This is a genomic window from Microbacterium sp. NPDC058269 (assembly GCF_042881445.1).
GTDB lineage: Bacteria > Actinomycetota > Actinomycetes > Actinomycetales > Microbacteriaceae > Microbacterium.
This window is the reverse complement of sequence record NZ_JBHVXT010000007.1, coordinates 1,598-13,332: the sequence shown is the minus strand read 5'-3', so window position 1 is coordinate 13,332 and position 11,735 is coordinate 1,598. Positions and strand designations below refer to the sequence as shown.

The window sequence follows — 11,735 nt, the reverse complement described above, 5'->3', positions numbered from 1 at the left end:
TCGCGCGTGGGGAGGGCGAGGGCGACGGTAAGGCCGGTGGCTGCCATCGCGGCGAGAATCACCACGACGAGGCCTCCCCCGCCGAGAAACCGCCGGAGCGCTCCACCACGCGCCGCGGGCACCGTGAGCCCAGCACCGATGGTGCAGCCTCCCACCACCCACCACGAGCACCCGGGCCAGAACACGCAGAGAAGCGCAGCCGCCCATACCGCCACGGCCAACGGCAGCAGCCGCAGATCGCGCCGCTTCATGATCACGCGACCTCACACCCTGACCCCGTCACGCACGCCCGCGAGGAGCTTCTCTCCGATGCCCGGTACCGCGAGGAGGTCGTCGACGGAGGCGAACCGACCGTTCTCCTCGCGCCAGGCGATGATCCGCTCCGCCAACGCGGGCCCGATGCGCGGCAGCGTTTCGAGTGCGGCCTGATCCGCCGTGTTGAGATCGACCCGGTCGTCGCCCGGTGGCAGTGCTACTCCGCCGGGTGCATCCGACGTCGCGCCGGCCACCGGCACGACGATCTGCTCCCCGGCGTCCACCACCCGTGCGAGGTTGACCGCGGTCAGATCCGCGTCGGTGGTCGTGCCTCCTGCGGCGGCCACCGCATCGACGACTCTCGCCTCGAGATCGAGCACGTAGAGTCCTGGCTTCTCCACGGCGCCCAGGACGTGCACGTACAGTTCGCCTGATGGGTCACCTTCAGACCGGGTGGCCGCGTCGGTGTCGTCTCCCGTCAGCGGTACGGATGCGGCAGGTGCGGCCTGGCCGCGCATGATTCCGAGCCCCACGGCAGCCGACAGCACGACGAGTGCCAGCACGATCGCCGCTCCGACACTCAGACGAAGTCGAGGCCGTGGTGGAGGTGGAGTCTGCGGGGCTGCCATCCGGCCACGCTAGAGGTCGCCCGCGCGTCGGGCGCGCCGGATACACCCCCACGGTGGACAACCCGAACGGATCGTCCACCGTGGAGAAGTGCCGATCAGCCCTTGACGACGAAGCTCACGATCTTCGGAGCACGCACGACGACCTTCACGATCTCGCGGTCGCCGATCGACCGGATCACGCGCTCGTCGGCGCGTGCCAGAGCCTCGAGCTCCGACTCGCCGATACGAGCCGACACCTCGAGCTGGGCACGCACCTTGCCGCCCACCTGCACGACGGCGGTCACCGTGTCTTCGACGAGCAGAGCCGGGTCGGCCGAGCGCCACGTCACCAGGCCGACGGAAGGCTCGTGACCGAGGATCTCCCACATCTCCTCCGCGGTGTGCGGGGCGATCAGGTCGAGCATCACGGCGACCGTCTCGGCGGCCTCGCGGACAGCCGGATCAGCCGCGCCGGCAGCGCCGTCGATGGTCTTGCGGGTGATGTTCACCAGCTCCATCAGACGAGCGACGAGGACGTTGAACTTCGTCTGCTCGACGAGGGAAGGAGCATCGGCGAGCAGCTTGTGCGTCGCACGGCGCAGCACCGAATCACCTCCGGCGAACACCACGTCGACCGGAGACGAGACCTCGTTCGCGATGCGCAGCGCACGCACGAGGAACTTCTGCGCCCCGGTCGTGGAAACATTCTCCCAATCAATGTCGTCCTCCACCGGACCGGCAAAAACTACTGCTACGCGTGTGACGTCGGCACCGGGCCACACCATACTCGACGCGAACTCGACAAGGTTGCCCTTGCTCTTCGACATCTTCGCGCCGTCGAGCAGCACCATGCCCTGGTTGATCAGGTTCGAGAAAGGCTCGGTGAAGTCGATCAGCCCCATGTCGAACAGCACCTTGGTGATGAAGCGCGCATAGAGCAGGTGCAGGATCGCGTGCTCGACTCCGCCGATGTACGAGTCGACCGGCGACCAGCGTGCAGCCTGAGCCGGATCGAATGCGACGGTGTCGCTGTTCGGCGAGAGGAAGCGCAGGAAGTACCACGAGCTGTCGACGAACGTGTCCATCGTGTCGGGGTCGCGCAGCACCGGATCGCCGCTGGCGGCATCCACCGTGCGCACCCAGCTCTCCGCCGCACCGAGCGGAGAGGATCCCTTGGGCTTCAGGTCGAGTCCCTCGACGCTGGGCAGCTTCACGGGCAGCTGGTCCTCGGGCACCGGGATGATCCGGCCGTCCTCGGCGTGCAGCATCGGGATCGGCGTGCCCCAGAAGCGCTGACGAGAGATCAGCCAGTCGCGCAGTCGGTAGTTCTTCGCAGCGCGACCGGTGCCGGAAGCCTCGAGCTGCTCGATAGCGCGGGCGATCGCGTTGCGCTTCGACAGACCGTTGAGCGGGCCGGAATTGATCATCCGTCCCTCTCCGGTCAGCGCGATACCCGTGGACGCGGGGTTCTGCTCGTCGAGTGCCGCACCGGTGTCGATCGGCACGCCCTCCTCGTCGACCTCGATGACGGGCATCGCGCCGGTGATCGGCGCCGTCGTGTCGACGACGACCTTGACCGGCAGGTCGAACGCGCGCGCGAAGTCGAGGTCGCGCTGGTCGTGCGCAGGCACGGCCATCACTGCTCCGTGGCCGTAGTCGGCCAGCACGTAGTCGGCCGCCCAGACCGGCAGCTTCTCGCCGTTGACCGGGTTGATCGCGTACCGCTCGAGGAAGACACCGGTCTTCGGACGATCGGTCGCCTGGCGGTCGACATCGGTGGTCTTCTGCACCTCGGCCAGGTACTTCTGGAAGCGCTCGCGCACCTCGGCAGGAGCATCCGCCGCCAGCTCTGACGCCAGGTCGGAATCAGGAGCCACCACGAAGAAGGTCGCGCCGTGCAGCGTGTCGGGACGTGTCGAGAACACCGTGACCGGCTGCTCGCGTCCCTCGATGCGGAAATCGACGTCCGCACCGATCGAGCGGCCGATCCAGTTGCGCTGCATCTGCAGCACCTTGTGCGGCCAGAATCCCTCGAGCTGGTTCAGATCGTCGAGCAGACGGTCCGCATAGTCGGTGATCCGGAAGTACCACTGCGTGAGCTTCTTCTTCACGACCTCGGCACCGCAGCGATCGCAGCGTCCGTCGACGACCTGCTCGTTCGCCAGCACCGTCTGATCGTTCGGGCACCAGTTGACGGCGCTCTTCTTGCGATAGGCCAGACCTCGCTCGTGCAGCTTCAGGAACAGCCACTGGTTCCAGTGGTAGTACTCGGGGTCGGACGTGTGCAGCACACGCGACCAGTCGTAGGACGTACCGAACTCCGTCAGGCTCTGTCGCTGCTGAGCGATGTTCTGGTACGTCCACTCCCGCGGGTCGGCGCCCTGGCGGATCGCGGCGTTCTCTGCCGGCAGGCCGAACGAGTCCCAACCGATCGGGTTCAGAACGGCGAATCCACGATGCCGCCAATAGCGGGCCACGATGTCTACATACGCGTAGTTTTCCGCGTGGCCCATGTGCATATCGCCCGAGGGGTACGGAAACATGCCGAGAACATACTTCCTCGGGCGAGTGTCGTCGTCGTCGCCGCCGGTGAGGAACGTCTCGTTCTCCGCCCAGTACTTCTGCCACTTGGCCTGGATAGCGTGCGCCGAGGAGGTCTCCTCGTCGACGGGAGAGGTGGACAGGTTCTCAGACAACGAACGCACGACCAATCTGAAGGGAAAAGGGATGCCATCACACTAACCGAAAGGAACATCGCGCTAGCGCGGGCACGGCGCCGCCCACGCTGATCGCGCCTAGCGAACCGCCGCCTCCAGGGCACGTCGCAACATGAACTTCTGAACTTTGCCAACAGCAGTTCTGGGGAGCGACTCTCTGATAACCAGAACCTCTGGCCAATAGTTCTTAGCCACCCCGCGCGACCGCAGATAGTCCTGAACATCTTCGAGCCGAAGAGCGCGCAGAGGATCTTCCAGGACAACGCATGCAGCTGCGATCTCCTGGAGCCGCTCGTGCGGAACACCAACGATCGCCACGTCACGGATCTGAGTGTGTTGAAGCAGTTCGTCCTCAATCTCGACTACTGGGATATTCTCGCCCCCACGGATGATGAGGTCTTTCGCACGTCCCGAGATGCGAACAAATCCATCGGAGTCGACCGTGCCAAGATCGCCCGTAATGAACCAACCGTCAGGCGTGAAAGCATCAACCGTGCCTGCGAGATCTCCCAAATACTGACGAAACAAGAATGGCGACTGCACCTGCAAATTCCCTCGGGACCCCGGTGGCAGCGGAGCACCGTCATCGCCCTGCACGCGGATCTTCACCCCCGGCAGCGCGCTCCCGTCGGTTGTACGACGCTTATCCTCGCTGTCTGATGGGAGACACATCGAGATCAACCCGCATTCGGTCTGCCCCCAGGCGCCGAGAACATCGAGCATCGGTAATCTATGCGCTGCGTCTTCGACAAGCGCGCGGGGAATCGGAGCACCTGCGCAAAGAAAACGTTTGAGCGACGATACACGCGCCGGATCTTTCAAAGACCGGAGAAAATCAAACAAAAAGGGGGTCGCGCCAGACGTATGCACAACTCGCCATTCATCAACCAGTGCGATAAAACGCTCCGGATCCCATTCCGCTTGAAAGACTCCGGTGCCACCAAGAATGAGCGGGAGCGATACGCCGAACTGGTATCCCATGAGGTGACCAAAAGGAGAAGTCATATGAACAGCGTCGCCGTCCGACATCCCTAGGCGGTCCACCCAGGGAACTGAGGCGCCAATCAGGGCGGCATGCGTATGAACGACTCCCTTCGGGGAACCTGTCGTTCCGGAGGTATAAAAGACCACGGCCGCGGAGTCCGCGGTCGACTTCAACGGCCTCAGATCCTCAGGAGAAATTACCTGGCCAACAGCCATGAGCTCCTTCCAAGGGGTGACACCTTCATGCTCTGAAACACGCCCACCAACAACCACGACGTGTTCGAGGCTCGGTGCATTGGCCCGTGAACGCAGCACGGCGTCTACATAGTCGAATCCACGATAGCTATCTACGGTAATGAGTATGCGACTTTCCACGCTCGACAACGCCCGCGCAATCCCTCGTTCACGATGAATAAGCAAAATTGGGTTCGTAATTAAACCGATCAGCATTCCTGCGAGATGCGCCACCACCCATTCACGACAATTTGGAAGAGCGATTGATATATATTCTCCGGACACTAGACCAAGGCCGCGCAATGCATCAGCCAGTCGCAGGATATCTGCAGTCAGTTCTTCGTAACTAACCTGTCCCGCATCATCCACAAGGGCCACGCGCCGCGGGTGACGAGACGCCCACGCGAACACATAGTCAACGAGCATCAAGTCAGGGTCTAGACCACTCGCTCGAAAGAATTCAGCCAGGGCGAGGTCGCTATTACTCGTCATGCGATCTTCACGGTCCTTCCTGGGGCATTGGCGCGATGTTCGGATGAAAGACCTCGCGGATGTAGGCAGCCTCCTGCGAGGCTGGAATTGCTAATACATACTCCCGCGCCGCGTACCCAGTCTCTCGATCCTGGCCGATATTCAGGATCTGACGCGTCGGCACCACTCCTGCGTTAGCTAACTGAGTCCCGATGGGCTGCGCGACAGCGGTCGACCAGCTTGTTGGTTGCGACGAATGCAATACCAAATTACGAGAAACGGGTTCTGCACCTGCGTACAAGATCGACTCTCGAATCATAATCTTGCCGGCAGGGCGTGCCCGATCGTACGCGAACGCGTTCTCGAGAGTCCGCACGACCGGCCCGGCGTGCACGACGAGCACATCGATCGTTCTCCTGGTCACGGTTGAGAGCAGTTGCGTAGTCGACCCCGCGTTAGTGAGGAGCGCCGCTGTCGCTGGATCTAAATCAACGATCGCGAGCGGAGATATCAAAGGAGTCATGCGCCTGCCTTTCGTTTCAGGAGATCAGACAGCATCGCGATCGCAGCCTCGTAGGCTTCCCAGTAGTCAGATTCTCTATACCCGAAGTGACCCAACCCCGATCGCGCCAGGTAGTGCCTGCGCGATGTGACGCCTTTCGCGATCATGATATGTGGTAGATGTGCATAGAGGTGATGCCAATCACGGTCGTTGATAAGGGTCACAACGCCAGAGCGTGCGTTCACTGTCGTCTCGAGGAGGTCACTCAGAGGCACGGGATCTGTTCCGTTAGCGATCGACTTGATTTCTTCATACATGTGCCAGTGCGGCGCATCTCGGGGGTCATTGTGAGGCGCTGCTGCCAACGCGACGCTCGGCATGGAACTGTCCAATGCCATACGAATTGCTGCATAGCCACCGCTGGACGTCCCGTGCCATACGATTCCGTTTAAGCCGTGTCGGGCGCAAATCTCAGCGATAAGTGTTTCGATCGCAGGCCGCAACTTGGAATATGCTGATAGATACCACCCGACTCCGGCGTCCTCGGAGACGTGGAAGACGGGGTCACTAAGAAAGAGACAAACTCCGCGCGTGCGGCGAGAGCTTGACCTGCGATAGAACATCGGCGGACGGTACTCCCGCCGATTCACCATCCCATGAAGGAACACGTGAACGTAGTCGCTCACGATCACGTCGGGCGTCTCAATCAAATAGTCGAGTGGCAACGAGCCGTAAACCGTGAGAGACCCTTTGACGGCAGATATCTTCTCGTCACTTTGCTCGCTCGAGCGTAGGGAGCGCTGTAACTGTTTGAGGTCTGAGTCATCGCGAGGCTCAGCCCACGCTGACTCAGCCCTAAATAGCCCCTTAAGTGTCGGGAGATCAAGCTCTTCTAAGGTGGTGCTCACGTCCACGTATTCTCCTTATATCGAAGCAGTAGAATCAGACATCCCGAATCCACGAAAACATCTCCGGGTATATCTGGGCAGCATCGCTGTCTGATGTGACGCCGTGACCCATCTCGTCTATCACGAGGCCCGTCATTTCGATGCCAAGATCGTGAATGTACTCGAGCAAGTCCTCCGAAGGTATCCGCGTGTCGCGCCCGCCGTGCGCAAAAAATAGGGGAGGCAATCGTCGCCCGGCGTCCACCGTGCTGAACATTCCTGTCGCGAGGAGTTCGCGGGTCTCACGATGAGCGCTGCGTCGAAGGTTGTCTGGGGAGAGAAAGCCCCCAAGGCAGAAGACCCCGTGAATGTTCTCCATGGCACGCCCTACCTGCCAAGCGACGAAGCCACCGTAACTTTGCCCGCCCACGATGATCTTCTTTCCTCTGGCAGTTGCCTTGATCACTGCGATGGCATCTTCCACATCTGACTCTCCCAATCGCGAACTCTTGCTCCATTGCGCGGACGTCTCAGGAAGCGAGCTGCTCGACAAATTAGGCATGACGACTTGAAAGCCCATCTCGCGGAGCGACTCCGATAGAGGACTGTACTTCGGCTCCCATCGTCCCCCCGGTCCGCCGTGGAAAAGGTAAACGGTGCCTCTGAGCTCCATGGTAGGTTCCATCACGATGACTGGGAGCTTTCGCGGTCCCACTCGTGTGTGCAAAACACCATCCGGCGTCGAGGCTTTCGCAGAGTCTTCTCGGAGTTCGTTGTAGGTTCCTGAGACCAGTTGCCGTGGCTCCGCGGCTCCGGTGAGAGTGAAGGCGATGGAGTTTTCGGCGATTGTCACGTCATCGACAGTGCGGTGATGAACAACGAGTTGCGTTCTTGAAGACCCCGTAAGGACGTCGAATTCGACTAACGCCGAATTTGGCCATTCCCATGCGGTGATCAGAACTCTCGTGTTGTCGACCCACGCAGCGACCACTCCATTTTTGATCGGTAACTCCCCAACCATCGCCCCACGCACGATATCGAAAATTCGGCTGACACTGCCCCCTCTACGCGAGACGGTGAGGGCGAGGAGAGATCCATCCGGCGAGACCGTAGCCGCGAGTACTCTCATTCCTCCGGTGAGCCTCACACGTAACAAGCCAGCCTGCAGGACTCGGATCCCCTGGTCCTGCGCAACCTCAAGGACGTCAGCCGTTCGCGATGACATTCGACAGTCGAGCCCCCACAAGTCCCTCCGTTTGTCTACACCTCGAAGGTCGCTTTGGATAGCATCACCGCGAGACCGCTCGCGCACCCACAACGTTGCGCGAGCGTCGCCGGTCTCCGACATGCCAAATCGCGAATCGGCCGGCACCGTGCCCGCTCTTATGCCCGGGCTGCGGAGGTCAGCAACACTGACATCCCCGAACGAGTCGACCAGCGCGAGTACGGAACTGGACACAAGGGCATATGCTCCGCGACCCGCCCGGATCTGACCGCGGACGAAGGGCTCAGGAAGGGCTGCCGTGAGTGTTCCTGATTTGTTCCCCGCGCGCATCACCTTCATGAGCGTGTCGCTCCCTGCCGAATCACCCTCAGCGGCGCGAACAGCCGCCAAGCGACGAGAACGCCAATCACAAGCAAACAGACACCGATAATCTGGATCGTGATCGCCGCGGATCCCGCCCAATACATCGTCATCGCAAAGATCGCGGGGCCCAGGGGAAGCAACACGCGGTTAGCCGATGCATAGGCACTCATACCGAGCACACGATCCTCTCGTTGGAGTCTGTCCAGGAGCAGTGTTTGTCTCCCTACGCGCGAGAGTCCCTGTGAAAGCCCGGCGACCGCCAACACGGCAACGCTGAGCGAGATGCTTCTCGAGACCCCGAGCATGAGGACGCAGAAGCCCCGTAGTGCGGCATCGAAGACCGTGATGTACACGAGAAACCTGCGGCTCGGAATTAGTCCGGCGAGAAGATTACCGAAAAGAGTGCCAATCACCGGGGCGGTGAGCAGCAACGCGAGAAGCGGCGCGCTCTCTAAGCCGCGAGAGTACGAAGGCAGCGCGAAGATCAATCCGAACATGGTGAGATTGGAAACCGAGAGACCGAGCAGCATGGCGGCAATCACCTTGTCGCCAAGCACTTTGCGAATCCCCAACCGAACGCTCGATTGAGCACGCGCGCCTCTATCTCCTCCTCGTACACCGCGCACAGGTAGTGCCGCCAGACCTGCGGCAACCGCGAGCGCACCCGAAACGACGATAAGTCCCGATTCCGGCACAACCTCCGAAACAAGCACTCCAACCAACGGTCCCGCGATGGAAGCGAATGCGTAGCTGGTACCAGCGAATGATATGAGTCGTATGGCTGTTCTGTCGGTAAACTTCCCGTCGTCTCCGGCATTTCGCACGACGATGGTGATGCACGCTGATGCGAGCATCGAGGCAGCGGTGGAAACGGAGCAGATACTGTACGCCGTGATTGCTAGGGCAGAATCGCCGACGCCCGACCAAACCACACCGAGTCCGCACACCGTAGCCCCTGCCACCACCTGCACCGCAACCAGCACGCGATTCACGGAGCCGAGACGACGAGTGAGCCATACATTCAGCCACGGCACCAACAACGCGACGACAGCAAGCACCACGCCGAGGAGGAAAGGGCTAACAGGCAGTCGAACGCCTCCAGCCTCGAGGAGGACGTACTCAAAAACCTCGTTCCCGAGACTACTCAGCGCGATACCAGAGATTGCAAGAATGAGAGCTACGCGCACGTCTAAGAACTCCGACCTCTCACGAACGAATCTCATGCTCCGCGACTAGCTCCCGGGCGCGGACAGCGAGCGGCGACCCTAATCCTGCCCCCTTGCGCAGAAGTCTTAGTCGCGCATCCCACGGCAACACTGAAGAGCCCGCTCGCGCGGCGAGAACATAGAGAGATGGATCGTTGGGATCCATCTTCTTTAGTGTTTCGAAGGACTTCTCGAACAGTTCCGCGTGATTCAGCGCGATCGACGCCTTCAACGTCGACTCCCAAACAATCTTAAGATTCTCCTCCGCAAGGTGACGTTCATACGATGAGGCAGCCACTTTTGCTGCCCTCTCTCCGAATGCCAAAGCCTGGACAAGTGCTGCTCCGTCGTCGAAGACCTGTTTCCTTAGCTCAACGTGTCTGAACTCCGCCAATGCGCGAGCACGAAGCGTCCGACTGAGCAACAATTCTCGAAGGAATCCCTCGTCGACCCTATCGACCGCCGACGCAGCGAGGGCGAAGTGCTCGTCGATCATCTCGTCCTCGATCCGGTCTCTAAGCAATGATGCGCTCAGCTGCACTGACGCGACGGCTTGGACCACCGGAGATTTTCCCTTTCTTGCTAGGGTGCTGAACATCTCTCTAGGCTTTGTGCGATCATGCAACACTCTGTGGAGGCCGCGAGCAATCTCGAGGGCAAGAAACTCGCCAGACAGATCCCCCGGCTTCAATTCGAGCGAATCGCCAACGATTTGGACGAGGAGATTCTGCTCTGTAAGCAGGTTCAGAATCGCTACCGACCGCGCTTTGTCGGCGGTGTCGAGCTCTGGATATCTCATCACGTATTCTCGAGTTCTCTCGCCAATGCTGCATAGAGTGTGTTTTCCTCGCGGTTCGCCATGACTCACGATGAGGTCTGCGTGTTCGTCATACTCCTCCAGAAGCTGCGATCGTAACCCACTCACAAGTAAGATCGAAGTGAGTGGTAGAGATCCCTCCGTTGGTGGCTGGCCAAAAAGCGAAAGCAATTCGCCAACCCCCTTTGTTGCAACGACTGGCGCCGCGGTCGGCACTTCGTCGAAACTGGTTTTTGTCAGGAGGATATGTCTCCAGTGTGATTGCATTAAACACCACCTTTAAGAGGAGTTTTTCGACTTTATAGAAGTGGATAGTGAATCCCGCTCGCCATCGGTTCCCCGCGCTCGCTCGAATTAACGCCACTATTAGGTGCGATCACTTTAAGTGTGAAGAATTCGTCCGACCGATCCACCTCCACGATCTTCGGTTTGCGACCTATCAGATCGCCCAAGAGTCTGATCTGCGACCACGCATCGTGGTCGACATACTCCACCTGCCCGGTCGCGCGTCCGCTATCCATGAAGGACCACTGAAGCGCCGACTCTTCCTTCAACCTCTTTGCGTGCTGTGCGACCGGCAGCCCACTGTCGACCAAGTTCGATAAAGCAAGACGGACCTGGAGCGATTCGTGAATCGAGTGCTCGATCGCCGAACGGCGACTCGAACGGCAAGCGGCCCCGAATGTCGTGGACGTCTTCGTCGTATCAGTGATCGCACAAATCGTGGAGACGATGCCACGGAAGCCAACCTCCAGGAATCGGACGCTCACGGGATGACGACTCAGCGCGTGGGCGAGCTCCAGATTTGCCGCGCTCAAGCGCGCGGTCGAATCTTCAGGGGCCGCCACTTCGAGATCCACGAGATCGCCATTCCACACCTTCTGGATCAGCACTCGCTCGAAAATCTCGCGCAAGCCGTGCGATAGCGCCCCCTCAACGGTGTCGGAACGACCGGTACCGCACGTAGTCGGAAAAAAGTCGCGGCGAGTTCCCGAGGATGACATGGCTGGATCGATTACGACGGCCTCGCTCGGAACCCACTCTCTTGACAACTGAAGAGACAGGCCTGAGTTGCTCAAGACGGGGCTCGAGCATCTAATCCAACGGGTGCTGCCCTCCAGACCTGCGAGGTCATCGATGAGTACGGCATCGTCTGCGAGCGCTTCGCGCGCAACGGATCGTCGTTCCGCGGCGGCTAGAGAGACTCGCTCAGATAGCTCAGCTTCGGCCTTACGCATCGCCGTGCGTAAATCCTTGGAACAGCCGGCCCCGGAAATCCCGGTGTCCCCGTCCGTTGCCCAGGCTATCGTCAAGGCCCCGTCGAGCAGTTCTATCGTCTTCATCGCCTATCCACCTCCGTGGGGGGGGGGCGCGGGGGGGCCCCCCCGCGGGGGTGTGGCCCGAGTACGTGTTTTTGGGGGGGGGGAGCGGTGGGGTATAAAAATAAAGAAACGCAAACACACCCCG

At 60.6% G+C, this 11,735-nt stretch carries 8 protein-coding genes and 1 pseudogene; all 9 read right to left on the bottom strand.

Features of this window, described 5'->3' with window-relative positions; genetic code table 11:
* A pseudogene (locus ACFVWL_RS18985) lies at positions 1 to 251 on the bottom strand (hypothetical protein); the annotation flags it as partial.
* A 12-nt stretch (positions 252 to 263) separates the two neighbouring features.
* Entirely contained in the window at positions 264 to 884 is a 621-nt protein-coding gene (locus tag ACFVWL_RS18980) for a ComEA family DNA-binding protein (protein ID WP_387186238.1), read from the bottom strand.
* 95 nt (positions 885 to 979) lie between these two features.
* Complete coding sequence (leuS, locus tag ACFVWL_RS18975) at positions 980 to 3,559, bottom strand: leucine--tRNA ligase (RefSeq protein ID WP_387186240.1); 2,580 nt, start codon at positions 3,557 to 3,559, stop codon at positions 980 to 982.
* A 99-nt stretch (positions 3,560 to 3,658) separates the two neighbouring features.
* Entirely contained in the window at positions 3,659 to 5,290 is a 1,632-nt protein-coding gene (locus tag ACFVWL_RS18970) for an AMP-binding protein (RefSeq protein WP_387186235.1), read from the bottom strand.
* Between the two features lie 498 nt (positions 5,291 to 5,788).
* A complete protein-coding gene (locus tag ACFVWL_RS18965; RefSeq protein WP_387186232.1) occupies positions 5,789 to 6,685 on the bottom strand; it encodes a hypothetical protein in 897 nt (298 codons plus the stop codon).
* A gap of 28 nt (positions 6,686 to 6,713) precedes the next feature.
* Positions 6,714 to 8,222 carry an alpha/beta fold hydrolase gene (locus tag ACFVWL_RS18960; protein WP_387186230.1) on the bottom strand — a complete coding sequence of 503 codons (1,509 nt, stop codon included), beginning with the start codon at positions 8,220 to 8,222 and terminating at the stop codon, positions 6,714 to 6,716.
* On the bottom strand, positions 8,219 to 9,469 hold the full coding sequence (locus ACFVWL_RS18955; RefSeq protein ID WP_387186228.1) for a hypothetical protein: 1,251 nt from the start codon (positions 9,467 to 9,469) through the stop codon (positions 8,219 to 8,221). Before ACFVWL_RS18955 ends, ACFVWL_RS18960 begins: the two co-directional genes overlap by 4 nt.
* Positions 9,453 to 10,250 (bottom strand): hypothetical protein, encoded by a 798-nt coding sequence (locus ACFVWL_RS18950; protein WP_387186225.1) that lies wholly within the window; start codon positions 10,248 to 10,250, stop codon positions 9,453 to 9,455. Before ACFVWL_RS18950 ends, ACFVWL_RS18955 begins: the two co-directional genes overlap by 17 nt.
* Positions 10,251 to 10,567: 317 nt before the next feature.
* Positions 10,568 to 11,611: a YcaO-like family protein gene (locus ACFVWL_RS18945; RefSeq protein ID WP_387186222.1), complete on the bottom strand. Its 1,044-nt coding sequence runs from the start codon at positions 11,609 to 11,611 to the stop codon at positions 10,568 to 10,570.
* Positions 11,612 to 11,735 lie beyond the last annotated feature (124 nt).

Coding starts and splice junctions, on each gene's coding strand:
- ACFVWL_RS18980 (WP_387186238.1), bottom strand. CDS start 884: ATGGCAGCCCCGCAGACTCCACCTCCACCACGGCCTCGACTTCGTCTG.
- ACFVWL_RS18970 (WP_387186235.1), bottom strand. CDS start 5,290: ATGACGAGTAATAGCGACCTCGCCCTGGCTGAATTCTTTCGAGCGAGT.
- ACFVWL_RS18960 (WP_387186230.1), bottom strand. CDS start 8,222: ATGAAGGTGATGCGCGCGGGGAACAAATCAGGAACACTCACGGCAGCC.
- ACFVWL_RS18955 (WP_387186228.1), bottom strand. CDS start 9,469: ATGAGATTCGTTCGTGAGAGGTCGGAGTTCTTAGACGTGCGCGTAGCT.
- ACFVWL_RS18950 (WP_387186225.1), bottom strand. CDS start 10,250: ATGAGATATCCAGAGCTCGACACCGCCGACAAAGCGCGGTCGGTAGCG.
- ACFVWL_RS18945 (WP_387186222.1), bottom strand. CDS start 11,611: ATGAAGACGATAGAACTGCTCGACGGGGCCTTGACGATAGCCTGGGCA.